27 protein-coding genes and 1 riboswitch are annotated in these 24,395 nt (G+C 41.4%); of the genes, 2 read left to right on the forward strand and 25 right to left on the reverse strand.

Going from position 1 to position 24,395, the window contains the following annotated elements:
- Positions 1-71: 71 nt before the first annotated feature.
- The 4 genes from cccB to secA form a co-directional block, all read right to left on the reverse strand.
- Entirely contained in the window at positions 72-416 is a 345-nt protein-coding gene (cccB, locus tag ACQKL0_RS01405; protein ID WP_407407417.1) for a cytochrome c551, read from the reverse strand.
- 53 nt (positions 417-469) lie between these two features.
- Positions 470-1,333: a YitT family protein gene (locus ACQKL0_RS01410; RefSeq protein ID WP_402954594.1), complete on the reverse strand. Its 864-nt coding sequence runs from the start codon at positions 1,331-1,333 to the stop codon at positions 470-472.
- Positions 1,334-1,504: 171 nt separating this feature from the next.
- A protein-coding gene (gene prfB / locus ACQKL0_RS01415; protein ID WP_402870630.1) for a peptide chain release factor 2 occupies positions 1,505-2,603 on the reverse strand; the annotation gives its coding sequence in 2 pieces (ribosomal slippage) (positions 1,505-2,530 and positions 2,532-2,603; 1,098 coding nt in all).
- A 168-nt stretch (positions 2,604-2,771) separates the two neighbouring features.
- Positions 2,772-5,285 (reverse strand): preprotein translocase subunit SecA, encoded by a 2,514-nt coding sequence (gene secA / locus ACQKL0_RS01420; RefSeq protein WP_402954599.1) that lies wholly within the window; start codon positions 5,283-5,285, stop codon positions 2,772-2,774.
- A 412-nt stretch (positions 5,286-5,697) separates the two neighbouring features.
- Here secA and ACQKL0_RS01425 point away from each other — a divergent pair, with 412 nt between their 5' ends.
- Positions 5,698-6,018: a helix-turn-helix domain-containing protein gene (locus ACQKL0_RS01425; RefSeq protein ID WP_402954602.1), complete on the forward strand. Its 321-nt coding sequence runs from the start codon at positions 5,698-5,700 to the stop codon at positions 6,016-6,018.
- A 109-nt stretch (positions 6,019-6,127) separates the two neighbouring features.
- Here ACQKL0_RS01425 and ACQKL0_RS01430 read toward each other — a convergent pair whose 3' ends face one another.
- From ACQKL0_RS01430 to ACQKL0_RS01460, 7 genes are all read right to left on the reverse strand, one after another.
- On the reverse strand, positions 6,128-6,256 hold the full coding sequence (locus tag ACQKL0_RS01430; protein WP_427685825.1) for an anti-repressor SinI family protein: 129 nt from the start codon (positions 6,254-6,256) through the stop codon (positions 6,128-6,130).
- Between the two features lie 32 nt (positions 6,257-6,288).
- Positions 6,289-6,375: riboswitch (cyclic di-GMP riboswitch) on the reverse strand.
- Between the two features lie 699 nt (positions 6,376-7,074).
- The gene (gene hpf / locus ACQKL0_RS01435; RefSeq protein ID WP_427685827.1) at positions 7,075-7,632 is read right to left on the reverse strand and encodes a ribosome hibernation-promoting factor, HPF/YfiA family; all 558 of its coding nucleotides are present in this window, start codon (positions 7,630-7,632) and stop codon (positions 7,075-7,077) included.
- A 256-nt stretch (positions 7,633-7,888) separates the two neighbouring features.
- The gene (locus ACQKL0_RS01440) at positions 7,889-8,236 is read right to left on the reverse strand and encodes a flagellar protein FliT (RefSeq protein ID WP_427685829.1); all 348 of its coding nucleotides are present in this window, start codon (positions 8,234-8,236) and stop codon (positions 7,889-7,891) included.
- Positions 8,233-8,634 (reverse strand): flagellar export chaperone FliS, encoded by a 402-nt coding sequence (gene fliS / locus ACQKL0_RS01445; RefSeq protein ID WP_402954611.1) that lies wholly within the window; start codon positions 8,632-8,634, stop codon positions 8,233-8,235. The genes ACQKL0_RS01440 and fliS overlap by 4 nt, the downstream gene beginning before the upstream one ends.
- A gap of 24 nt (positions 8,635-8,658) precedes the next feature.
- On the reverse strand, positions 8,659-10,149 hold the full coding sequence (locus tag ACQKL0_RS01450) for a flagellar hook-associated protein 2 (protein WP_427685830.1): 1,491 nt from the start codon (positions 10,147-10,149) through the stop codon (positions 8,659-8,661).
- Positions 10,150-10,162: 13 nt separating this feature from the next.
- On the reverse strand, positions 10,163-10,525 hold the full coding sequence (gene flaG / locus ACQKL0_RS01455; protein WP_427685832.1) for a flagellar protein FlaG: 363 nt from the start codon (positions 10,523-10,525) through the stop codon (positions 10,163-10,165).
- A gap of 80 nt (positions 10,526-10,605) precedes the next feature.
- A complete protein-coding gene (locus tag ACQKL0_RS01460) occupies positions 10,606-10,734 on the reverse strand; it encodes a hypothetical protein (protein ID WP_427685834.1) in 129 nt (42 codons plus the stop codon).
- A 348-nt stretch (positions 10,735-11,082) separates the two neighbouring features.
- Here ACQKL0_RS01460 and ACQKL0_RS01465 point away from each other — a divergent pair, with 348 nt between their 5' ends.
- A complete protein-coding gene (locus tag ACQKL0_RS01465) occupies positions 11,083-12,201 on the forward strand; it encodes an IS110 family transposase (protein WP_427686041.1) in 1,119 nt (372 codons plus the stop codon).
- A gap of 64 nt (positions 12,202-12,265) precedes the next feature.
- Here ACQKL0_RS01465 and ACQKL0_RS01470 read toward each other — a convergent pair whose 3' ends face one another.
- From ACQKL0_RS01470 to ACQKL0_RS01535, 14 genes are all read right to left on the reverse strand, one after another.
- On the reverse strand, positions 12,266-13,522 hold the full coding sequence (locus tag ACQKL0_RS01470) for a flagellin (protein WP_427685836.1): 1,257 nt from the start codon (positions 13,520-13,522) through the stop codon (positions 12,266-12,268).
- Positions 13,523-13,660: 138 nt separating this feature from the next.
- On the reverse strand, positions 13,661-13,894 hold the full coding sequence (gene csrA / locus ACQKL0_RS01475; RefSeq protein WP_427685837.1) for a carbon storage regulator CsrA: 234 nt from the start codon (positions 13,892-13,894) through the stop codon (positions 13,661-13,663).
- Positions 13,894-14,340, reverse strand: a complete 447-nt coding sequence (gene fliW / locus ACQKL0_RS01480; RefSeq protein WP_427686042.1) for a flagellar assembly protein FliW — start codon at positions 14,338-14,340, stop codon at positions 13,894-13,896. Before fliW ends, csrA begins: the two co-directional genes overlap by 1 nt.
- An 8-nt stretch (positions 14,341-14,348) precedes the next feature.
- Positions 14,349-14,921: a DUF6470 family protein gene (locus tag ACQKL0_RS01485; RefSeq protein WP_427685839.1), complete on the reverse strand. Its 573-nt coding sequence runs from the start codon at positions 14,919-14,921 to the stop codon at positions 14,349-14,351.
- A gap of 55 nt (positions 14,922-14,976) precedes the next feature.
- On the reverse strand, positions 14,977-15,858 hold the full coding sequence (gene flgL / locus ACQKL0_RS01490; RefSeq protein WP_427685841.1) for a flagellar hook-associated protein FlgL: 882 nt from the start codon (positions 15,856-15,858) through the stop codon (positions 14,977-14,979).
- A 15-nt stretch (positions 15,859-15,873) separates the two neighbouring features.
- Entirely contained in the window at positions 15,874-17,424 is a 1,551-nt protein-coding gene (flgK, locus tag ACQKL0_RS01495) for a flagellar hook-associated protein FlgK (RefSeq protein ID WP_427685843.1), read from the reverse strand.
- 30 nt (positions 17,425-17,454) lie between these two features.
- Positions 17,455-17,943 (reverse strand): flagellar protein FlgN, encoded by a 489-nt coding sequence (locus ACQKL0_RS01500; protein ID WP_427650333.1) that lies wholly within the window; start codon positions 17,941-17,943, stop codon positions 17,455-17,457.
- A 76-nt stretch (positions 17,944-18,019) separates the two neighbouring features.
- Positions 18,020-18,283: a flagellar biosynthesis anti-sigma factor FlgM gene (gene flgM / locus ACQKL0_RS01505; protein WP_427650331.1), complete on the reverse strand. Its 264-nt coding sequence runs from the start codon at positions 18,281-18,283 to the stop codon at positions 18,020-18,022.
- 247 nt (positions 18,284-18,530) lie between these two features.
- On the reverse strand, positions 18,531-18,941 hold the full coding sequence (locus ACQKL0_RS01510) for a TIGR03826 family flagellar region protein (protein WP_427650329.1): 411 nt from the start codon (positions 18,939-18,941) through the stop codon (positions 18,531-18,533).
- 88 nt (positions 18,942-19,029) lie between these two features.
- Entirely contained in the window at positions 19,030-19,719 is a 690-nt protein-coding gene (locus ACQKL0_RS01515; protein ID WP_427685845.1) for a phosphoribosyltransferase family protein, read from the reverse strand.
- Positions 19,712-21,100: a DEAD/DEAH box helicase gene (locus ACQKL0_RS01520; protein ID WP_427685847.1), complete on the reverse strand. Its 1,389-nt coding sequence runs from the start codon at positions 21,098-21,100 to the stop codon at positions 19,712-19,714. Before ACQKL0_RS01520 ends, ACQKL0_RS01515 begins: the two co-directional genes overlap by 8 nt.
- Before the next feature lie 117 nt (positions 21,101-21,217).
- A complete protein-coding gene (locus tag ACQKL0_RS01525) occupies positions 21,218-22,060 on the reverse strand; it encodes a DegV family protein (RefSeq protein WP_402870574.1) in 843 nt (280 codons plus the stop codon).
- Positions 22,061-22,242: 182 nt separating this feature from the next.
- A complete protein-coding gene (locus ACQKL0_RS01530) occupies positions 22,243-22,926 on the reverse strand; it encodes a response regulator (protein WP_402870571.1) in 684 nt (227 codons plus the stop codon).
- A gap of 48 nt (positions 22,927-22,974) precedes the next feature.
- Positions 22,975-24,126, reverse strand: a complete 1,152-nt coding sequence (locus ACQKL0_RS01535) for a sensor histidine kinase (protein ID WP_402954656.1) — start codon at positions 24,124-24,126, stop codon at positions 22,975-22,977.
- Positions 24,127-24,395 lie beyond the last annotated feature (269 nt).

Raw genomic sequence — 24,395 nt, forward strand, 5'->3', positions numbered from 1 at the left:
AAATAATAGGGGATTTTATGAAGAGGATGGATGAAACGCCCAGCCTAAAGGAGGACGTTTCGGTAGAAATGTTACTTATGTTCGGAAAGCCATTCGGCAACTTTTGATGCGTCATCACCAACGATGACACCTTTTGGCATTCCACCTTGGCCTTTCAAGATGACTTGCTCGATATCATCTTTCGACAAACGCGAACCGACTTCCGTCAAATTCGGGCCTACGCCGCCTTCAAGATTCACGGCATGACAACTTGAACATTTATTTTCATAAATCTTGGCTGCATCACCAGCACCAGCAGTGGTCGTTTCATTAGTATCCGTTGCCGGTTCTTTATCTGCGTTATTATCGTCATTCCCCCCGCAAGCAGTAAGCGCAAGAGATGTACCTAATAGTAAAGCTAACCATTTCTTTTTCATTGGACAAGCCCCCTTCTTCTTAAGTCTACCAGTACAGAAACATTATACCAATCTCAATCGAGTTTAAAACCCTCTCCAAGTACCTCTGAGGCATCCATGACGATCACGAATGCTTTAGGGTCAACGACTTTGACCAATTGTTTCAATTTGGTGAATTCAGATTGATCGATGACACACATTAAAATCGGACGGGAATCGTCCGTATAGCCGCCATGCCCGGAAATCCGTGTAACACCGCGGTCTAGTTCATGTATAATAGCATCCCTAACTTCGGGTTCATTATTCGTGATAATTAATGCCATCTTGGAACGGTTGAATCCAACTTGGATAAGGTCGATGGTCTTACTTGTGACATATAAGCTGATCAAGGCATACAGCCCTTTTTCAATATCAAAAACAATGGCCGCGCTCAACACGATGAGGCCGTCAATGATTGCCACACAGGTCCCCAATGACAAATTGGTATACTTATGAATGATTTGGGCCGCTAAATCCGTTCCCCCGGTGGAAGCCTTCCCGCGAAAGACTATGCCCAATCCTAATCCGACCAGGATACCGCCACAAAGTGACCCGAGTAATGCATCGTTTGTCCATGGTTCCCAATCCTTTGTCAGGAAGACGACAAACGGTAAAAATAACGTACCGATGAACGTTTTTGCTCCAAAATTCCTTCCAAGTACAATAAGTCCGGCAATGAATAAAGGAATATTAAATGCCCACTGAACATACGCTGGTTCCCAACCTAGCGTGGTATATAGAATCGTGCTGATTCCGCTGACACCGCCTGAAGCGACCTGGTTAGGTAGTAGAAATACATTGAACCCAATCGCGATGATGCCTGACCCTATCAACACTAGACCATATTCCATCAAAATTTGTATCAAAGGGTGCTTTGGCTCCCGATATCTCTTTCTCATTCTGGTTGTCTCCTCATAATCCTTCTTATTTAATTAGTCTTAACCGAAAGTAGTATAGCATCCCTGTTCATTTCCTGTAAATAACAGCCAGATGACGTGGTAAAGGACTAATGAATTGAAATGTTGTACAAAAAAATCGAACCGAATAAGATCCGGTTCGATTCATACCTCTTATAATTTAGAACGTAAATAAGCATCGATGAACATATCGATATCCCCATCCATCACTGCTCCAAGGTTTCCGGTCTCCGCACTTGTACGGTGATCCTTTACCATGGAATAAGGGTGGAAGACGTAAGAGCGGATTTGGCTTCCCCAGCCAATTTCCTTCTGTTCACCGCGGATTTCATCCAAATCGGCTTGTTGCTGTTCGATCTCAAGTTGATATAATTTGGCTTTCAGCATATTCATCGCTTGGGCCTTGTTTTTGATTTGCGATCTCTCATTTTGACACGTTACGACCGTATTCGTTGGTAAATGGGTAATTCGGACAGCTGAGTCAGTCGTGTTAATATGCTGACCGCCGGCGCCACTTGCCCGGTACGTATCGATTTTCAAATCTTCCGTACGGATATCTATATGAATCGTTTCATCGAATTCCGGCATGACTTCGCATGATACGAACGAAGTATGACGGCGGCCTGATGAATCGAAAGGAGAAATCCGGACAAGACGGTGCACGCCTTTTTCCGCTTTCAAATAGCCATAAGCGTTATGGCCTTTGAATAGGAGCGTTACACTCTTGATTCCCGCTTCATCACCTGGAAGGTAATCAAGGGTTTCCACCTTGAATCCTCTTTTTTCGCCCCATCTAGTGTACATGCGTAGCAACATGGAACCCCAATCTTGGGACTCTGTTCCGCCTGCACCAGGATGCAGTTCCAGAATGGCATTTTTCGAATCATACTCTTCACTTAGTAGAAGCTGTAGTTCAAAGTCATTCATCTTTTGGGAAAGAATCGTGATTTCTTCCACTAACTCCGTCATAAGATCTTCATCATTCTCTTCTTTGACCAGTTCATACGTCAAATCTAGATTTTCATATGAATCATTCAACTCGGCCAATTGGTCGACTTGTTCTTTCAATGCGTTTGTTTCATTGATGACACCTTGAGCCTTTTGTTGATCATTCCAAAAGTCAGGATGCGTCATCTCATTTTCTAGTTGTGCAATGCGTGCCTCTTTTTCATCTAAGTCAAAGAGACCCCCTAAAGTCCGTTAATCGTTGCGCTGTTCTTTCTAATTCGTTTCTGATTTCTGCCATTTCCATTTCTATTCACCTCATTAGTATGTTAAAAAAATCCCGTATCGGGATTTGCTTCATGCAAATATACCTCATCAAAACGATATGCATCCCGTCCGCTTTACTAAACGAAACATGAAAAGAGGCGGTAAGTTCATTTAACTTATCCGTCTCTTCTCCATTATACACCTATTTTCAGGCTAAGTTGCCATGACAATTCTTATATTTTTTTCCGCTGCCACATGGACATAAAGCATTTCGCCCGACATCTTCCGATTTACGAGCCGGCGCCTTCTTCACTTTGCCGCCTTCGTCTTCTTTCGGATTGACCGCTTGTCCTTTTATGACTTCCTTCCGCTCCAAGTTATTGCGGATTTCAGCTTTCATAATGTACTTAGTGACCTCATCTTCCATCGAAGCAATCATGCTTTCAAACATCGCGAAGCCTTCTGATTGGTATTCACGAAGCGGATCGATTTGACCATATGCACGTAGGTGAATCCCTTGACGCAATTGTTCCATCGCGTCGATATGATCCATCCACTTGCTGTCCACTGCCCGAAGCACGATAACTTTTTCAAACTCGCGCATTTGCTCTTCTGAAAGCTCGGCTTCTTTTTGATCATAACTTTCTTTTACTTTTCCTAGAATGAATTCAACCAGTTCCGATTCATCTTTCCCATCCAAATCGGCGATTGTAATCTCACCCTCTTGGAATAGATTGCCGTTCAAGTAATCGACAAGTCCTTGCAAGTTCCAGCCTTCTTCATCGCCCATCGGCGCAAAAGCTGCAACATTACGTTGAATGGACGCCGTGATCATCGTTTCAACGATTTCACGCAAGTTTTCGCTTTCCATTACATCGAAACGCTGTTTGTATATGATTTCACGTTGCTGACGAAGAACATCATCATACTGCAGCAATTGTTTACGAGAATCGAAGTTATTTCCTTCAACCCGTTTCTGAGCGGATTCAACGGCTCTTGACACCATTTTGCTTTGAATGGGTTGGGAATCATCCATGCCAAGGCGCGCCATCATACTCTTCATATTATCCGAACCAAAGCGACGCATCAATTCATCTTCCATGGATAGATAGAACTGAGTGACCCCTGGATCTCCCTGACGACCAGAACGACCACGCAACTGGTTATCAATCCGGCGACTTTCATGACGTTCCGTCCCGATGACGGCAAGCCCGCCCACGTCTTTGACACCTTCGCCTAGCTTGATATCCGTACCACGGCCAGCCATGTTTGTGGCGATCGTAACCGCTCCCTTATTCCCTGCATTCAAGATGATTTCCGCTTCACGCTCATGGTTCTTCGCATTCAACACGTTATGAGGAATGCCTTTTTTCGTCAAGTAATTGGAAATGATCTCCGAAGTCTCAATGGCGACCGTACCAACCAGCACGGGCTGTCCTTTTACATGACGCTCTGCAATATCTTCCACGACCGCTTTGAATTTTCCGTCCATTGACGCATAAATGAGATCTGGACGGTCATCCCGGACGATATCCCGGTTCGTTGGAATCGCAATAACATTCATATTATAGATATTACGGAATTCTTCTTCTTCCGTCTTGGCCGTACCCGTCATACCGGAAAGTTTTTCATACATCCTGAAATAGTTCTGGAAAGTAATCGTCGCAAGGGTCATGCTTTCATTTTGAATTTCTAGTCCCTCTTTTGCTTCAATGGCCTGATGAAGTCCTTCACTATAACGGCGACCTTTCATTAAACGGCCCGTAAATTGGTCAACGATGACAATCTCGCCGTCTTGGACCACATAATCCACATCCAAATGCATGGCAACATGTGCTTTCAATGCCTGATTGATATGATGGTTCAATGTCACATGAGTGATATCGAATAAATTATCAATATTGAACGCTCTTTCAGCCCTGTTCATACCTTCTTCAGTCAATTGCACGCCTTTGGTTTTCTCATCATACGTGTAATCCGTATCTTTTTTCAGGGTACGTACAAACGCATTCGCCTGGATATAAAGCTGGGCTGATTTTTGCGCCGCACCGGAAATGATCAATGGCGTCCTCGCTTCATCGATCAAGATGGAATCGACTTCATCGATGACCGCATAATGCAATGGCCGTTGTACCATTTGTTCTTTATATAGCACCATATTGTCACGCAAGTAATCGAAACCTAACTCATTATTCGTGCTATACGTGATATCCGCATTGTATGCTTCTTGTTTTTCTTCTTTAGAATGACTGTTCAGATTCAACCCGACAGACAGTCCGAGGAAATTGTATAACACACCCATATCAGTCGCATCACGTTGTGCGAGGTATTCATTGACGGTCACGACATGCACGCCTTTTCCAGTAATCGCATTTAAATAAACGGGCATGGTTGAAGTCAACGTTTTCCCTTCACCTGTTTTCATTTCGGAAATATTCCCATCATGAAGGGACGCCCCACCCATGATCTGAACACGGAAAGGATACATGCCAAGCGCCCGCTTTGCTCCTTCACGTACGACAGCAAATGCCTCAACGAGCAAATCATCCACAGTTTCCCCGTTTTGATAACGTTTCTTGAATTCTTCCGTTTTGGCAGTCAGCTGCTCGTCCGATAACGAAGCCATCTCATCCGCCAGCGCTTCGACCTGATCAGCCACTTTTTCTAACCGCTTAAGTTCTCGCTTATTCGGATCAAAAACTTTATTTAATATATTAAGCATTCATTAACGCTCCTCTATTGGGAAAATGATCATTCAATATCGTTCATTCATATAAGTAAGAAGGAACACACCTTCTGCCGATAATAATCTAGTCTTAATTTTACCACTTCTATTCATGAGGTACAACTTCATGTCACTTTCAGGACTATGGGCCAGATATCACTTCTTGAGAAAAACAATGGATAAAACAGGACAAAAACTGTTAAAATAGAGGGAAGATTTAAAATACATATGGGTAGGCCCACGTTTGCACAGATGGTCTTTAAAAAAGGCTATATATCTCAACTACTATAAATGGGTTTAATAGATAGTTGACGCCATTCGCTTGTAAACCTGGATAGTAGAAGACACTGTAAGTGGGTTAGCAAAGCTTATTCTGTGGGATAAATAGAACTAGTTCGAGGTGGTAATGATGATCGGTGAGCGTGTTAAAAAGCTGCGGGAAGAAAAGAAAATGTCGATGACTGAACTAGCCGAGAAAGCCGGGGTAGCCAAGTCCTACTTAAGTTCGCTCGAACGGAACTTACAAACGAATCCTTCCATTCAATTTTTGGAAAAAATCTCTGCAGTGCTTCATGTTCCTGTTGATGCCCTTCTTTACGATGCTCCCAATAAGGAAATCCTGGATAACGACTGGATAAAAATCGTTGAAGATGCCATGCATTCAGGTGTTTCAAAACAACAATTCCGAGAATTTATTGAGTTTAACAAATGGAAAAAGAATAACGAATAGAAAAGTAGATAGGAAGTATAGCACTCTATCAATCTATTTACGCAAACGAAAGCATCCCTATAAACAGCCATGCTCCTTACTGTTTATAGGGATGCTTTCCACGTCTTTCTCATTTTTTGTGATTCCCCTTCGATGACTCCCGCGCTAGAAAATCGCGGATCTCTTCTTTCGTTAATCCTAAGCTTTTTGCCTCTTTGATCAACGTCATCCACTCTTGATCCATTTCCGTCGTAATCATATTATCAACCTCCTAAAATACTACCTTGTATTTCAGGCAGACCAGCCATCATAGCCACTTACAGCCTTAGACCTGTGCCTTTGCGCCCTCACCTTTCGATAAGTTTGCCTTTTTCACGGTAAATATTACTAAATACATAGTTTACAATCTTATTATAGGGAATACACCCTACATATGTTGCTAGTTTATGTCGCCAATTAACCAATATGAGGAAATATTTATCGACAAATTACAACAATAGGGAGAAAATCAAGGATAGATTTACATGAAACGAAAATCACGTTCGCTTTTTCAGATAATAAAAAACCTTGTTCTTTTCATTCAGGCGATGAGACATATTAATTCGCTCCACCGACAGTGCATCAAAGGCCTTTTGCACGGTCAAATCCTCGCCGCAGGTAGGACAAAACCAATTCCCCATTTCCGAACTACTAAACGAAGCCCTATTGCATGTATGGCAATTTTTCCGAAACAACATCCCATCCCCTCTGCACCTTATTAACCACTTGTTCGTTTTAAAGAACGATTAAGTCGATTATATGCCAAATTAAGGTAATATAGGAATGGGTATAAACAGCTATTTTTCTGTTAAGAGAACACATTTTGTTCGTTTTGAAGAAATTGAAGTTCATTCTGCTTTAATTAAGAACACTTGTTATGAAAGGAATATACCTCATGAAATCTTTAATGCAATTCCAATTTCAGAAAACAGAACCATTACTTTATACCTATTTCAATGTTAAATAAATAGAAAAGGAGAATGCCTAAAAAGCACCGCCCAGAGTCTGGACGGTGCTTCCATGCATTTCATGATTAACTTAACTTGGTTCTATTAATCCGTATCGTCCATCTTTCCGGCGATACACGACGTTGGTTGTATTCGTATCCGCATTCGTATAAACGAAGAAACTGTGACCAAGCATATTCATTTGCAGAATCGCTTCTTCACTGTCCATCGGCTTCAAATCGAAGCGCTTGTTACGGACCACTTCAATATCGCTGTCATCTTCGAATTCATCCGCCACTTCATCGACTTCCGTAGTAAAAGCGAATGCTTCGGGTGTATTGGATAAGTTGTTGCGGAATTTTCGGTTGACCTTCGTTTTATGTTTACGAATTTGGCGTTCTAGCTTGTCATTGATCAAATCAATTGCGGCATACATGTCCGCATTTTCTTCTTCAGCGCGAAGAACCAAATTCTGCATCGGAATCGTCACTTCGACCTTGGACGTATTATTGTTCACTTTCAAATTCACTAGCACATTTGCATCTGGCGTATTGTTAAAATATCTTTCTAACTTGCCAATTTTCTTTTCGACGTATTCTCGAATTGCTGGAGTTACCTCAATGTTTTCACCGCGTACGTTGTAATTCATAAAGTGAGTCCTCCTTAAATTAAGACTATACAGTTAGATTCTACAATACCCCTCCGGTTTCCTTTAGAAACACATCATGAAATATGTCGAAATTATGAAACAATTGTCGGAAGGTTTGAAAAAGGTTGATGTCTACCTTAGCTCTATTATACCAAACCCTACCCAATAAAGAAAAAATTAGCCATCGTAATTTACAGAAATTTTAGAAAAAAATTACACAAAAACCGTTTGAAATTCAAACGGTTAGGGTAAGAGTTTATTTCTTTTTATCGTAAAACATGCCATCCGTGGAAAGATTCTCATAAGGATTGGTGTATTTATTCGAAGTTTTCTTCTTCTGATTCAGTTCCTTTATATCCCGCTGAATCTCTTGCTTTTGAAGTAACAACAATTGATCTAGATGCTGATTCAAAATCATGGATTGACGTCCAAGTTGTATCTCTTCATCGGAAAAAGGCGGCTGGATTTGCGAAAGAAGCTCTTCACGCTGATCAAGCAACTGCATAATTCTATCAATTCTTTCATCGCGATCGGCAATCTTCTGGTCTTGCAAGACAGTTAGTAATTCAGTGCTGATATCATGGAAGCTTTGAAGCACCATCAAACTTGACCACTTTGGACGAATTGTTTTTGGCGGTTCAATTGAATGGCTTCCTTCCATGTGTTACGGAATTCAGTAACAAGACCCTCCACTTCTTCTAAAGCCGCGATATCATTCTTTAAATTAGCTTCAATCAAGCGACGATTCATATAATCATAGAGGCTCATCAAGTCTTTCGATACGGCAACATCCATATTCAAGGTCACCATCAGTTCATGAACGATGTTTTGTGCCTTTAAGATATTCGTATTCTTTTCTTCGATTTTACCCGCTTCAATGGCTTTTTTACCAAGTAGAATGAACTTCAGGCATCCGTTATAAAGCATGAGTGTAAGCTCTCCCGGGGACGCTGTGTTCACTGAATTTTGTTGATAAGATTGGTATGGGTTGTTTATGGCCATTTCTTTTTATTCTTCCTTTCTTACTTAGCTAAAATATTGCGACAAACTAGAGCTCTGACTATTCGCTTTCGATATCGCTTTCTCCATGGCTGTGAATTGATTATAGTAACGGGTTTCAAGTTTTACTAACTTTGCCTCGAATGCTGAAATTCTTGTATCTAGTCCATTGACCGCTTTTCCGATGGTGAAATTATTATTAACATAGCCAGCCTTACCGGCTTTTTCTGTAATCACCTTCATGGATGATTGGATATCCGCACGCAAACGACGTGCCAGACCTTGTGAACTTTTCTCCGTATCTTTACCTTCAGACATGAATAATTTATAAATCGCATTCGGATCCTCTGAAATGGCTGCACGCAGTTTATCCTCATCAATGGTTAGTTTACCACCTTCTAAGTAATTACTTGTGGTAGTAATCCCTAACTTACTAAGCGTGTTATTCCCTGTAATACCACTGACTGAAGTATAAAGAGAGGACCTCATGGTTGTAAGCAAGCTTTTTAATGTTGAGTCATTTTTTAGCGTTCCGCTCTTCGCTTTTTCTTCCCAAAGCTTCACTTCATCTTCGGACAATTCCTTCTTTTGTTCCGTTGTAAGAGGAGCGTAATCACGGTATTTCGTTTCAGTAGTTTTATCTTGAATTTTTTTAATGATGTCGTTGTATTTGTTCACAAACTGAGTTACCGTATCTAAAATGGTGTCCACATCAGCTTTGGAAGAGAATGTGACCGGTCCTTCAGTCTTTTCTTTTAACGTAAATTCAGCGCCATTAAGATTAATAACATTTGAACTTCTTTTGATTTCTAGCCCGTTATAGGTAAGGGTCGCATTTATGCCACTAGTCCCTCTTTCATTGTCCTTAGCAATTTTATTATCTGCATCCATCATTAAAGTTTCAGTGAAAAAGTCTCCAGTGAATATGATTTCAGCTTTATCCGCAATTTCTCCAGTATTCTTTGCCGTGAATGACATTTGACCGGATTGCTTATCATAGAAAGCAGTAACATCAGTGTTAGAATTTATTTTAGATATTAGGCTATCTAGAGTATCCTCAGCAGTAATGGTCAGCTTTTTTCTCTCGCCTAGTTCCCCATTTTTATCAATTGCCTGGATATAAATTTCTTTTTCGGCTGTTCCTTCAGCTATAAGTTTATCTGTAGAATTTAGGGAAAGTGAAGTGTGATTTTTCATAGTAGCCGCAACGGCTAAATTTTTCACCTCTATCGTTCCGGCAAAATCTGTAGTTGAGTTTATGTTTTTAATGCTAATTGCATTAGGATTCGAAACTGTCACTGTCTTTTTAATAAACGAAGATTGTTTCCCTATTCCATCCTTAATCAGCGTATCTAACTCAGATAAGGCGGTATTTACCGACCGATAATCATCTCGTTGCCACTCAGAATATTGCTTCTTCTGCGTTAATTTATCCAAAGGCACTCGTTCTGCCTGCATCATACTTTTCACTATTTCATCAATATCCATTCCGCTCGCTAATCCACTGACACGTACCATATTCATCACCTACTTATATTTTTTCATCCACCATTATCCCGACAAACTCTGTCATTGCCGCATAAAAGTCTAGAAGCTTTTTTGGAGGAATTTCTCTAATTGTTTCATTCGTTATGTCATCAACGACCTTAACATAATACTCATTCAGTTTTTCATGATATTCAAAGCGTACCGCTGTATGTGTTGGATTTAGAAAGGTATTTAAACTTTCAGTTACCTCCTGAACCTTTTCTTTCGTTGGCTTGTCATCTGACTCTACACTTTGTTCTGAATATGCTACTGTATTGATTTCTCTCTGATAATACGTACTGATTCCTTCTGAGATTGCTGTTCTAAGTTGCGAGGAAAGAATATTAGTAGATAAGCTCTCCAACATCTCTATTGCCCCCCAATAAGATATCTTTATTTTTATATCGGTTTCACAATAGAACTTTACAGTGTTAATACACAGGAAATCTAATTTTCACACTGAATCAGGATTGGAATGCTCCTAACAACATGATTAATTTCCTCCTCATCCATTTCGAACGCCGCTTCGATAGCCGCTTCCATAGGCTTCTCGATTAATTCCTTTTCTCTAAACACTTCCTGCTCGTAGTAGTATTCCCTAGGTGAATCAAACTCTTACAAAGGTAGCTATCAATATGGAGATGTAACGAACTTACGTGGTCAGCATAAAGCCATTTTGTAATCCAAGTTTCAGTTTGGTAGATAAGAGATTGTTAGACTAACGTAACATTGCGAATCTCCTTTATTGGCGGGCTAACGCTATAACTGACGCTGTCACATTCTCTTATTAACCTAAATAAATAGAAATTACTTAGGAAGAATCATTTGAATGAACCAGTTAGACAGAACTAAAAGCGTATTTGTAGGAGTAGACCTACATAAAAACAATCATGTCGCAGTATTAACTGACTGTTTGGAGATAAAATTAAGACATTTAACCTAAAGAATGCATTCTCTGCTTTCCCTGCATTCGTTAAACAAGTGAAGAAGAAGTCAGACGGGAAAGAAATTGTATTTGGTTTAGAAGATGTTAATTTTTATGGTAGAAGCCTTGCCAGATACCTACTTGACTCAGGTTTCATAGTAAAGGAAGGCAATTCTTCTTATACAAAGAAACAAAGAAGTATTGGAACTAATCACAATAAATCTGATGAGCTTGATGCTCTTGCAGTTGCTAAAACTCTTATCTTTGAATTTAAACATCTCCCTTTTGCCGATCCTCAAGATGTATATCTTGCCATAAAACAAATACTTAATACTAGAAACAATTATGTTCAAATGACAGCTAATATTAAAATGTCACTTCAAAATATCCTTGTTCATCATTACCCCATGCATAAAGAATTTTTTAAGGATTTGGAGAGTAAAACGGCAAAAGGTTTCTTCAAGAAATATCCTTCACCAAACTTACTTGAAGAGGTTACTGAGGGGGAATTGATGGAAGTCCTGAAAAAATTTAATAAATCAGTACCTAAAAAGAAGGCAAAAGAGATATTAGAAGCTGTTGATAGTAACGGCTGGAATAAGACAGATTATCAGAAGGAACAAAATGAAAGTGTTATATCTTTCATAAATTCCCTCGAACATCTAGAAAGTCAGATTGTTAGTCTTGATAAAACCCTTGATTATTTAATCGAAGTAACAGGATATCCGCTTAAGACTATAAATGGAATTGATACAGTACTGGCAGCTACCTTCATAGCCAACATTGGAGATGTCACTAGGTTTCCTAAGGCAAATAAACTAGCTAAATTGGCTGGAATAGCTCCACTTGAACACAGTTCGGGGGAGAGCCAAAGAAATTACTCAAATAAATTAGGTAACAGAGAACTTAACAAAGCCTTCTACTCCCTTGCCTTAACACAAATAAGAAAAAATATGAACCCCATCATGTATGAATACTATCAAAGTAAAATCAAAGAGGGACGCAAGAAGAAACAAGCTATGGTTTATGTAGAAAGAAGATTAGTAAACATAGTATTTAGTATTATGAAGAATAAAACACCTTATAGACAGCCCGTCTTAGAGATTGAGAGTGCATAAAAAGAGACCCTAGGAAAATCCCTAGAGTCTCTTTTTTTAGCTAATCTAAGCCGTGGGGCGAAGATTAACGAAGTAATTGAAGAACGCCTTGTGGTTGTTGGTTAGCTTGAGCCAACATTGCTTGTGCTGCTTGAGAAAGAATAGAGTTCTTAGTTTGGGTCATCATTTCTTTCGCCATATCTACGTCACGGATACGAGATTCCGCAGCAGTTAAGTTTTCAGATGATGTGTTTAAGTTATTGATTGTGTGCTCTAAACGGTTTTGAGTTGCCCCAAGTTTAGAACGTTCTTTAGATACTTTTTGAATCGCTTCGTCTAAAACACTAACTGCTGTTCCTGCTTGGGCTTTTGTACCTACTTGTAAATTCCTTACTCCCAATGTATCAGCTCTCATGTCTTCAAAAGAAAGGTTCAATGTTTGCCCTTGATTAGACCCAATTTGGAAATCAGCACTTCCATCTGCACGGACATCCTTAGCCTCTGTAGTAGTTGAGAAGTTGGATAAAGCATTAGAAGCTGCTTCTTTACGAACGCCTGCTGAACTCTTAACTTCAATAGTTAGTCCATTAATCTGTCCAGCAGAACCCGCAGATTTTGCTGTAATATCTAATGTGTTGTCAGTAAAAGCAGCAGAATCAACTGTACCATCTTTAGCAATTTCATCAGCGATATCTTTTAAAGTCAAATCAGCTGCTGAATTAGTACCTACTGTTGAACCAATTGTTAAAGTTTGAGAATATTGTGTACCACCAACTGACCAAGAAGCAGTAATTACATCTCCATTAGCTAGTCCAACGTTATTTCCATTCGCATCTTTTACCGCATCTAATGTAGTATCTTCTGTCATTGTGCCTTCCATAGCATTAGACACTTTCTGAGTAGCTGTAGCTTGCCCAGCTCCCATATCACCATTTAGTAATTTCTTTGTATTAAACTCAGTTTGCTCACCAATTCTTTGAATTTCTTCTCCAAGTTGGTTAATTTCATCTTGTATATTACTACGATCTTCAGCAGTATTTGTATCATTCGAAGATTGTACTGATAGCTCTCTCATACGTTGTAATATATCGTGAGTTTCATTTAACGCACCTTCAGCCGTTTGAATCATAGAAATACCATCTTGTGAGTTTTTAGATGCTTGATCCAATCCACGGATTTGTCCACGCATTTTTTCAGAGATTGCTAGACCAGCTGCATCGTCTCCAGCTTTGTTAATGCGAAGACCTGAAGCTAATTTCTCCATTGATTTAGATTGTGCGTTTGAAGCACTTGTTAACTGACGATGTGTGTTAAGAGCTGCGATATTATGATTGATAATCATTTTTGTTTCCTCCTTGAGTTTTAAGTTCCCACGTCCATGTGGTTTTTTACGATAAGCAGTGAATAAGTCGGCCGCATATTTCACTATCTATCGTTGTATATATAATATCGACAGGCTTAGAAACATATTAAGGGGTTTTCAAGGTTTTTTCTTAAAATATTCATTTATTGTTTCCAGAATATTGGTTTCTGTTTTAGTCGCTTCATTATTCTCTTCCTGAATAGATAGATAGACTTCCTTACGATGTATATCCACATTTTTTGGTGCATTGATACCCAGTTTGATCTGTTCTCCTTCTATTGCTAGCACTGTAATTTCAATATCATTTCCTATTACGATCGATTCATTTGGCTTCCTCGTTAATACAAGCATTAGTATTCCCCCTGTCCTACTTCTAGAGGGTAGATTAGCAAATGCTTATTCATATAGCCGCTCCCATTCATGATAAACTGCTTTCCAGTCTTTTTATGAGTATTTAAAATGATAGGAGCTTGAAGATTGGCGGTTGTTTGATTGAAAGGATCGTGAATTGTTAAAATAACAAGCGTTATGACCTCTTTTTCTGTTTCTATTTCTAAAGTAGAAAGTACTTCATCAGTCAGCTTTACTTCATAATCACGAAAAGTATCAAAAGGATTCGTAACAATGAAAGCAAGTTCTTGTGTTTCAATTGATTGCAGAACGAAAAAAGGTGTTTCTTCCAACGGTAATAAACAAAACTTCTTTTCTTCTAAAAATCCCGGTATCCCGCTTTCAAACGTATAAATATCTTCCTGCCCTATTTCTATTTCTCCATGAAATTTTGTTGATCTAATCATAAATATCTTCACTCACCTATCTCATCTGGAAATAAGTTAACAAAATTTATATCCAGCGAATTTTTTTGTAGAACTTCTACTTCCGTATTACCTGGCGTATATTCATGGGTCGGTCTATTAATTTGAACATCAATGTTTGGTTTTTGCGGAGTTACTTCAATATCAACTTGAGACGGTTGAAATTCTAGCTTCACACTGAAATTCGAAGGAATCCAACCAAGATTGAATTGCTTCTCCGGACCTTTTCCGTTCTGTTTCGCCTGAGAAGCTATCGCATTACCTCCATTTTCAATATGCCTCAATTCCGTCCCCTGTTGTGATCTTCTTGCCATACCAGCCAGCCAATCTTGATAACCCTGCTGGGCAAATTCCTCCACTCGCTTGGAGAGGCTTTTTAAATCCATGTCTTCTCTAGCCTTTGATTGATCAATCGTTAGCTTCCCAGGAGTTGTCTGAATCTCTAAAATAGCTTTTGGCTGTTCAATAGATAAATCCGCTGCCTTCTGTTCCAGTTGCTGTACCGGTTGTTCAATATTCAATCCAATTTGCATCGCTGTAGACTGCATGCGAATTTGTGGCATTTGCATCTTCATCACACCTCTCTTTATAGAAAAAAGCTATCCGGTTACGAATAGCTTAGCGAAGAAAATCTAGTAAACTCGGTTGCATGATTTTCGCACCGATACTTAATGAAGCACTGTGAACACTTTCTTGTGTCGTTAAATTCATGATGGCTTTTTCAATGTCGACATCCTCGTTTTTCGAAAGGATCTCGGTTGCGAAAACCTCTTGCTGGCTTAAGCGGTCCGTCATCAACTCAACTCGATTCTGTCTCGCACCCACTTGGGCCTGTGTAGATAGAAAGCTGTCGATCGTTTTATCAAGTTCTGCCAACATCGCACCAACATCACCGTTATTTTCGAGAGCATCAATCGTTTTTTGAATACTACCATCCTTGGCAAGAGCATCTCCAAAAACCTTGGATCCATCTGTATTGATTTGAATCGAAATTCCAGAAAACACTTCAAGGTTAATAGGTTCCGAACCGTATGTGATTTTCCCAGTAGTAGGATCAGTCACAGATGAAGGTTTCACATTCGTATTTTGCCCATTAAAAATATACTTCCCGCCAATCTGTGTATCACCGATACTGACGAGATGTTCCTTTAATTGCTTGATTTCTTCTGAAATATTACTCTTCTGATTTTCTTCATACGTCCCATTACTACCTTGTACCGTTATCTCCCGAATCCTTTGTAAAGCTGAAACGGCTTCAGTAATCGCATCGTCCGTACTATCAATCCAATTTTCCGCTTCGGAGATATTACTCTTATACTGCTGGATTTGATTGAGGTTGGTCCGGTACCCCATCCCCATCATCGCTGCGACCGGATCATCGGAAGGCTTCGTGAATTTCTTTTGTGATGAGACTTGTTCCTGCAGTTTGCCTAACTTTTCATAGCTACTGCTAAGGTTGGTTAACATATTATTGGTTAGCATCGATTGCGTTACACGCATCTATATTCACTCCTATTATCGGCCTACAGTTCCCATTCCGTTAATGATTTTATCGAGCATCTCGTCGACCATCGTCACCATTCTTGCTGATGCATTATAGGCCTGCTGGAATTTAATCATATCAGTCATTTCTTCATCCAAGGATACGGAACTAACGGATGCTCTATTTTGGTCCACTGAAGCAGCAAGTACCGCCGAGTTAGAAAGGTTCTTTTGAGCACTTTGTGAATCAACACCCAGATTTCCGATAATACCAGAATAATAGGTGTCAAATGTTCCTGTTAAAGAGCTGTCCGGTGAAGTAGTGTAATCACTAAACGCTTTCTTTTTCAAATCAGCCAAAATCTTAGCATTCTCGTTATCCCCAGAAGCTCCACTCGTTTTTCCAGCTGCTATTTTAGAAGAATCAGCCAAAATGGCACTGTTTACCTTGATGCTTTGAGCAGCACTTCCACTAGCATTGATTTCAAAAAAGTTGAGCCCTGATTTTGCACCAGCACCTAAAGCAAATCCTTCTTGATGGATCGCATTAAATTCATTCACAAAGGCCTTTGTCATGTTATCGAGCTTTTGCAACATATCAGGATAAGAGCCCCCCGTCGTGCCGTCACTCTTTTTATATCCGAAGCTTTCAATCAACCCAGCCAGTTCTCCAGAAAAATTGAAGTCCGTGATCGTTTTCGAACCGAACTTCACTCCGTTTACCGCACCTGACGTATCATCAAAACTCACTTCAACTTTCGCCGTCCCGAGCATCCCCGTCTTGTTCACACTGACTAGATTGATGGGCGGTACATAAGAGGAGCCGTCTTTATTCATTAACTCGATGTTGTATAGTCCTGTCGCAACGTCGCTTGCTATGCCGTAGGCGCTTGGTTTGACGCTTTTTACATTGATGCTGACAAGCTGTGATAGGTTGTCCACGAGCACGTCTCGTTTATCGTAAAGGTCATTCGGAATATAGCCATGCGGCTCGACTTTACTGATTTGCTGGTTCAGTTGATCGATGCTGTCGATGATCGTGTTGATTTCGTTCGCTTTGACATTGATTTGGTTGCCAATGTCCGTTTTCACGCTTGTTAATGAGTTGTAGTAGTAATTCAATGTATCAGCAACCATCACGCCTGTGGAGGCCACGACTTCACGGGCTCCGGAGTTCTCCGTATTGGCCGTTAATCCTTGTAACGAGTTCCAGAACTTCTCCATCGTGGCAGCCAAGCCGCTGTCGGTTGGTTCGTTCATGATGCCTTCCATTTTCGTTAGCGATTCGCTCATGGAACCGTAATAACCGATTTTATTACTTTGCGTTCTGTATTGCGCATCCAAAAAGCTGTCGCGGATTCGTTGCACCGTTTCTGCCGCTACACCCGTTCCGATTTGACCCGCTACACGGGGGCTGTTCATCCCGACGGTAGGGAAACCGGATGTTTGCTCCAAGTTGACCCGCTGCCTTGAATAGCCTACCGTGTTAGCATTGGACACGTTATTTCCTGTCGTATACAAGGCACCTTGCGAGGTGGATAATCCACGCTTTGCTGTTTCGAGCCCCATAAAGCTTGAAATCATAAGTTCAAACCTCCATCTATTTTCTCTATCTTACGCTTTCGAATCAAACATGCCTAAACCACTTTTCGTAGCCTTCTTGGCCGTTTTGCCATAATTCATATTCTGATTTTGCGGCCGTAGCATATTCAGGGAGACATTTATGAATTGAAGAGATTGATAGATTAACTGTTGATTTAAACTGTTTTGCTCTTTCAACTGAGCTACCTCTTCAATCAGTTCCGTTTTTAAATGTTCAAGCGCAACCGTTTCAAGTGGATCTGTGAATTTCGTTACAGTGGAAATGGAAGCCTCCTGATTCGCTGCACCATTTTTCGTAAGAAATCTTTCCACAGCTGCTTCTCTTTCTTGATCCGTTTGGCTGATCGCTTTAATATGCTTTTGTTCATCAATCAGCAGGGCGGAGATAGCCTCCGTGTCGCCGGCTTTCAAGATGTTTGTTTTTCTTTGCGATAATTGGTTGAAGCTTTTATGAAGGGCAACCAATTTTTCAAGCGAGTCGATGATCTGTCGTGCAGACATGTTCGCTGCCTCCTCTGCTCATAGATGATGGACGGAATGCGGTTCCGTCCATTTTAATCAAACGTTTGATTAAGGGTCATTTTCGGTAGAAATCGATTAATCCCTTGGCTGTTGCCTCTGCATTTATCTTATAAGTTCCGTTTTCCACTTGGATTTTCAGTTCATCCACCTTCGCCTGTCTAGCAGCTGGAATGGGTGATAATTGCTGCATCTCTTTTGCGGCTGAAGATATTTCCACTTTGTCTGAGGGGTTGACCTTGGACTCTTTGACATTCCCCACTTTATTAATTTGAGTATTATAGGGATTCACACCCGTTACACCGACGTTATTGATTTTCATATTCCAGATCCTCTCCTTCGGTCGATTTTTTTTATCTATTCTTATCAACATCCACATATTTACGATTCCTTTAACAGGCGATGAGAAAGACTCACGGCTGTGTTTATTATCCATACTAGTATTATCGACAAGGAATAGATTTATTTGATGATTTCCAGGAATCTTTCCTTCGACATCCTTTGTCGAATTCTGTTCTCAATACAGAATATTCTAACAAAATTCCAGCCAAGAAGCTAAGATTTACACTTTATAGATCTTTCGTAAAGTATGTATTCTTTTTATCGCGTTCTTCAATCTCAAGGCGACGCTTTTCTTCATTTTCATACGTTTCTAGACCCGAACGAATGGACTGGCTACATGAATCACATAATCTCCCGCTCCGGATGACTGTCCCGCACTTTTCACAGGGAATGCCCAGGTTCGGAAATTGAGCAATTCTCAGCTTTCCCGTTTTCACAAACTTAATGATTAGTTCTTCCTCGATACCTGTCGCATCCACCACCTGTACCATGGAGGCCGTACGATTGCTTTTCTTCCGGATGTAATCATACACCTTATCAAATTGTGCTTCTTCTTCTTTATAGCAAGCATCGCAAACATCGCGGAATTTCGTTTTAACAAATAACGAGTTACAGTTTGGACAGTTGAATAAATCCATTTCGGGTGTCCCCCTTGACTATATTCTTATACTGTATATATCGAATGGAAAAAGCGATACTTTAGGATGTTTGTAAAAATACTCACTTTTACCTAGCTAGCGTGATCGAGGAAATGTCTCCCGCACCAGCAAGTTTCAAGGCTTTGGCTGCGTGCCTTAGCGTAGATCCCGTCGTGTAAATGTCATCCACGATTACAATCGATTTGTTCTGTATCGCGTCCAGCTCGATAACTCGAAAGACCTGCGGCAATGATATCCGCTCCTCACGTGACTTTTTCGATTGCTTTTCGGTATGAAGGCGTGTAAGGAGCTCCATTGTTTCAAGACCCAATAGATCTGTTAAGGCTTGTGCCTGATTGAACCCGCGCTCCTTCAACCGCTCCCCGCTAAGCGGAATCACCGTCACAATATCAAATTTCAGTTCCTTCATTCTTTCTCTTAAAAAGGGGACGAAGGCTTCAGCCAATGCGTAATCTCCTCGGTACTTATACTTCGCAATGATATCTTTCAGGTGTTCATTATAATGAAATAGCGAGATATTCTGCGTTAAATGCCCTTTCCACTTTTCATCTTTTTCCCATCTCACACAATCTAAACATCGGTCCCCCACCCGAAACTTCTCATCTAGCTCCCTAGAGCACATCGAACAGGTCTCGCCACTTATCACCTCAAGCCTTGATTCACATTCCTCGCAGACTTTCACTTCAACTTTCAGCAATAAACTCCTCCATGTCAGGACGTCCTTCATCTCTTCATCACAAAACAAACATCTACGCATCCAGCAGCCCCCTTTTCCTAGCCTCCAGGTTCATCCTTTCAATATGGTGAATGCTCTCTAGCATCGCCCGGCTTTTTCCATAATGAAAAAACGTGACGGTGCCCCTTGGATAAACAAAGCTTCTGCCCACACGTCCGGCAATCTGGACGAGGGCACTCTCGGAAAACACCTCGTGTTCGGCACCAATCACCGCCACCTCCAGACGTTCGATCGTGACGCCACGCTCCAAGATGGTCGTCGTCAACAACCCTGGCACCTCACCATTTCTCAGAGCCTGCACCCTTTCCTTTCGCTCCGGATGCTTTGAATGAACGGCTTCCACTTTCGGGTCCAGCTCTTGAAACAGAGGAAGCACCTGCTCCATCACTTGTATGCTCGGAAAAAATAATAATAGAGGCGTCTTTTTCTGTAGGCGGTCGCTTACCCACTTCTTGATCACAGAAGGAATCTTTTTTTGGAGAAATTGCTTTTGCCAATTGCCAGCCCACTTCATTTCAGGTACAGGTATGGGCTGCCGGTGATAACGTGCTGGAATCGTCACCGCTTGCAGTTTTCCGTTTTGGTAAGCTAGTTGCATTGGTTTGGAGGGTGTCGCCGTTAAGTAGATGGTGGTAGAGGATGGTTTCTTGGATTTCTGAACCGCAAAATGCAGCGATTTATCCATGGAGTACGGAAATGCATCGACTTCATCAATGATGATGACATCGAATGCTTCGGAAAAGCGAAAAAGCTGATGGGTAGTGGAAACGGTAAGGGGCGATGGTTTATGTCGATCTTCGCTCCCCCCATAGAGGGCGGATACTTCGATTGTCGGGAAAGCCCTTTTTAACCGGGGAGCTAGTTCTAGTACGACATCGGTACGGGGTGTCGCGATACAAATCCGCTTCCCAGCTAGCAAGCCTACCTCGATTCCTGCAAACAGGACTTCTGTCTTCCCGGCACCGCACACGGCCCATACGAGGAATTCCCCGTTCTTTTGGATGGCTTGAACGACACAGTCCGAGGCCGTTTGCTGCCCTGCCGAAAGTGTTCCCTCCCAGCCCATGACCTGATCCGGAATAGGGAACGCGAGTGGAGGATCACTCCAGCTGTATAATTTGCTACATTCACTGACCCGCCCCATCATGATGCAGGACCGGCAGTACGTACAATCTTGATGGCACACTTTACATGGAAACGTATAAAACAAGGAAGGATCCTTGTTCCCACAGCGGATGCATGTGAAGCGCCCATTCTCGCGCCGTACGCCATTTAGTTCTGAAACATGGCCTTTTGTAATATGTTCAGTCAGGATTTCTTTGGGGAAGGGAATTTCCGCTGCCAACAGCAGCCGTCCAGCGAGGTGTTTCTGAAGTTCTTTTGAAAAGGGGAGAGTATTCACATTCCTACCTTCTTTCTTGTAAACTGATGGCTCTTGATTAGAATTCTCGCATTCTATAAATGAATCCTTTTTTATTCGCAAAAAAAAACGCCTCTCCTCTGGAAAGACGTTCATCCTTTAGATTTTATACCAGCCCATTCCCATTGCACCTTCGCCCAGATGCGTCCCGATGACAGGGCCGAAATAGCCAAGGCTGAACTCCACATTCGGGAACCGCGCTTCAAGTTCCGTTTTCCATTCCGTCGCTTCCTCTTCCCGCTTGGCATGGATGATGACCGCTCTATACGGTAGCCCGCTTGCCGCGTCTTCCCCAAGTAAATCCGCAATCCGTTTCATCGCTTTCTTTCTCGTACGGATTTTTTCAAACGGTACGATGACCTTGTCGACAAAGTGAAGAAGAGGCTTCACTTGAAGTAGACTTCCGATCAACGCTTGAGCACTACTAAGTCGTCCGCCACGTTGCAGATGGGATAAATCATCTGCCATGAAATAGGCCCGGACGGACTGCTTCATTTCCCGGAGCCTCGCCATGATTTCGTCTGCAGATTTGTCATCAAGGGCCATCTGTGCTGCTTCAAGAACATAAAGCCCTTGGACCATGCAGCTGATTTCGGAGTCAAAGGCATGGACCCGAATCCCTTCAACCATGTCACCGGCTGCAATGGCCCCTTGGTACGTCCCGCTTATCCCACTCGATAGATGAATCGAAATGACATCATCGTAATTCTGCTTCAGTTCTTCAAACTTCTCGACAAACAAACCAATCGGAGGCTGTGAAGTGGTCGGCAACTTTTCTTGCTTTTTAACTTCTTCATAAAATTCATCTGCGGTAATATCCACTTCTTCCCGGTATGCCTCATTCGAGAAAATCACATTAAGCGGCATCATATGTATATGTAATCGTTCACGCATTTCCTTAGGTATATATGCAGTGCTGTCTGTTACGACTGCCGTTTTCATAGTATAGTACCATCCTTAACCATATTTACTCTCTGTACTTATTCAACATTCTATAGGAAAAAGCCTTTATTTGCATTAAATAGCTTTCCTTTCTCCTATGATTATCCTGATAAGTCAAACAAAAAAGCCGGCCCTCCCTACGCGTTGCGTAACGGAAGAACCGGACAAAATCATGAATTTATTTATTTCACTTCGACCCAGCCGTTTTTGATAGCCATGACAACAGCCTGCGTACGGTCATTTACATTCATTTTCTGAAGAATGTTACTTACGTGGTTCTTGACGGTTTTCTCACTGATATAAAGCGTTTCACCGATGGCACGGTTACTTTTTCCGTCAGCCAGAAGTTGAAGGACTTCACACTCGCGTCGAGTCAACAGGTGAAGAGGTCTTCTGATTTCCACAGCGTATAGGGAATCGCGATCGGCGCCTTCTTCAGCGGCCAAACGGCGATATTCCTTGACCAGATTGTGCGTCACTTTCGGATGAAGGTATGAACCGCCTTCAGCGACAACACGAACCGCATCAATCAATGCATCTGCGTCCATTTCTTTTAACAGATATCCTTGTGCTCCTGTTTTCAATGCATGCTGTACATAGTTTTCATCATCATGAATCGATAAAATGATGACCTTTGTATCAGGATAACGTTGTACAAGCATCTTCGTTGCTTCTACCCCGTTCATATTCGGCATGTTGATATCCATGATAACAACGTCTGGCTTGTGCTCTTCTACGAGGTCCATAGCCTCGCTTCCGTCATCGCCCTCGGCGACAACGTCAAAGGATGATTCAAAATCTAAAATACGCTTAACGCCTTCGCGGAAAAGCTGATGGTCATCGATAATGATGATACTTGTCTTCAACGGCTTCTTCCTCCTAATTTCTATTTAAATGCCTCTGCATTTGGATGTTTATTTTAATTGATAAGGGACTTGGATCAATACCAACGTTCCTGCCCCCGGCTGCGAGTCTATCGTCATGCTTCCTTCGAGGAGCTCGACTCTTTCCCTCATTCCGACTAAGCCGAAAGAACCCTCTTTTTGGATGGCCGCATCGAACCCTTTTCCATCATCTTTAATGACGACGGTCACTAGCTCTTTGGAAATGGATAGTTTGACACTAATATGTTTGGGCTGAGCATGTTTTAATGAATTCTGCACGGCCTCTTGAACCAGACGGAACAAAGCGACTTCCATATCGGAGGGAAGCCTTATGACTTGGCCCATATTGACAAAATTCAGACGCACGCCGCTATTGATATTATAGTCTTCGGTTGTTTGTAGATATTTTCTGAGGGTAGGAACTAGTCCTAAATCATCAAGCGCCATAGGACGAAGATCATAAATGATTCTGCGCACCTCATATAATGCATTACGCACCATGACTTTTAAGCTCCGGATTTCCACAAGTGCTTCATCAGGACCTCTCTCCCGTTGGACACGTTCAATTAAATCCGAACGCATCATGACGTTGGCGAGCATTTGTGCCGGACCGTCATGAATTTCCCGTGAAAGTTTTTTCCGCTCCTGCTCCTGGGCTTCGATGATCTTCAAGCCGAAGTCTTGCTTACGCTTAGCTTCTTGAAGGGCTTCCCCTACAAATTTCAAGTCCTGGGTTAAATAATTCTGTACAACAGAGATTTGCGAGACAAGATGTGCGGCTTTATCAATCGTGTGTTGCAATCCTTTTATTCTGAGTTCAAGTTCATCCCGTCTATTACGAAGCTCTTTTTCAAGCTGCCTGTTCATTTGTAAATCGACTTGCAACTTATGAGCCCTTTCATACGCATCGCGCACCTGTTCCTCAGAAAAATGGTTGAAGTGCATACTGACTTCAGAAAGCCTCTTTCGAGCAAATCTTGCTTTAGAATCCAGTGAATCGCTGTCATTTATCATTATCGCAACTCTTACTTTCACATCTTCAAGCTCTTTTGTCAGTGATTCGAAATCTTTGCGGCATTGCTCTTCAATATCAAAGACTTCATTCCTGCTTTCACTAACCGTGCTTACCATTGTTTCTAAGATCTTGTCCAATGCTTTAGCATCAACCTTGTGTATGGACATCAAGATCCCTCCACTTAAATCAACACACTTTAACCATGTTGTTGTCATTTAGACTATGTATACGGAAAAATATTCTTTTTCCTAATTCATGAATGTTTATATTACAGCAGGTAACATTTAAGAAGAAACCTTCATGAACATATTGTACCAAAAAAAGAAGAAAAATACGTTACTTTCAATAATGGATTTACACAAAATATACATATTTAGCATACTTCGAGCTCACTGGGCTGATACAGAATTGAGGATGAACGGCCCACTTGTATAGA

The organism is Peribacillus sp. NPDC097264 (assembly GCF_050277925.1).
GTDB lineage: Bacteria > Bacillota > Bacilli > Bacillales > DSM-1321 > Peribacillus.

Coding starts and splice junctions, on each gene's coding strand:
- cccB (WP_407407417.1), bottom strand. CDS start 416: ATGAAAAAGAAATGGTTAGCTTTACTATTAGGTACATCTCTTGCGCTT.
- ACQKL0_RS01410 (WP_402954594.1), bottom strand. CDS start 1,333: ATGAGAAAGAGATATCGGGAGCCAAAGCACCCTTTGATACAAATTTTG.
- secA (WP_402954599.1), bottom strand. CDS start 5,285: ATGCTTAATATATTAAATAAAGTTTTTGATCCGAATAAGCGAGAACTT.
- ACQKL0_RS01425 (WP_402954602.1), top strand. CDS start 5,698: ATGATCGGTGAGCGTGTTAAAAAGCTGCGGGAAGAAAAGAAAATGTCG.
- ACQKL0_RS01430 (WP_427685825.1), bottom strand. CDS start 6,256: ATGATTACGACGGAAATGGATCAAGAGTGGATGACGTTGATCAAAGAG.
- hpf (WP_427685827.1), bottom strand. CDS start 7,632: ATGAATTACAACGTACGCGGTGAAAACATTGAGGTAACTCCAGCAATT.
- fliS (WP_402954611.1), bottom strand. CDS start 8,634: ATGGCCATAAACAACCCATACCAATCTTATCAACAAAATTCAGTGAAC.
- ACQKL0_RS01450 (WP_427685830.1), bottom strand. CDS start 10,149: ATGGTACGTGTCAGTGGATTAGCGAGCGGAATGGATATTGATGAAATA.
- flaG (WP_427685832.1), bottom strand. CDS start 10,525: ATGTTGGAGAGCTTATCTACTAATATTCTTTCCTCGCAACTTAGAACA.
- ACQKL0_RS01470 (WP_427685836.1), bottom strand. CDS start 13,522: ATGATTATCAATCATAATATCGCAGCTCTTAACACACATCGTCAGTTA.
- csrA (WP_427685837.1), bottom strand. CDS start 13,894: ATGCTTGTATTAACGAGGAAGCCAAATGAATCGATCGTAATAGGAAAT.
- fliW (WP_427686042.1), bottom strand. CDS start 14,340: ATGATTAGATCAACAAAATTTCATGGAGAAATAGAAATAGGGCAGGAA.
- ACQKL0_RS01485 (WP_427685839.1), bottom strand. CDS start 14,921: ATGCCACAAATTCGCATGCAGTCTACAGCGATGCAAATTGGATTGAAT.
- flgL (WP_427685841.1), bottom strand. CDS start 15,858: ATGCGTGTAACGCAATCGATGCTAACCAATAATATGTTAACCAACCTT.
- flgK (WP_427685843.1), bottom strand. CDS start 17,424: ATGATTTCAAGCTTTATGGGGCTCGAAACAGCAAAGCGTGGATTATCC.
- ACQKL0_RS01500 (WP_427650333.1), bottom strand. CDS start 17,943: ATGTCTGCACGACAGATCATCGACTCGCTTGAAAAATTGGTTGCCCTT.
- flgM (WP_427650331.1), bottom strand. CDS start 18,283: ATGAAAATCAATAACGTCGGTGTAACGGGTGTGAATCCCTATAATACT.
- ACQKL0_RS01510 (WP_427650329.1), bottom strand. CDS start 18,941: ATGGATTTATTCAACTGTCCAAACTGTAACTCGTTATTTGTTAAAACG.
- ACQKL0_RS01515 (WP_427685845.1), bottom strand. CDS start 19,719: ATGCGTAGATGTTTGTTTTGTGATGAAGAGATGAAGGACGTCCTGACA.
- ACQKL0_RS01525 (WP_402870574.1), bottom strand. CDS start 22,060: ATGAAAACGGCAGTCGTAACAGACAGCACTGCATATATACCTAAGGAA.
- ACQKL0_RS01535 (WP_402954656.1), bottom strand. CDS start 24,126: ATGTCCATACACAAGGTTGATGCTAAAGCATTGGACAAGATCTTAGAA.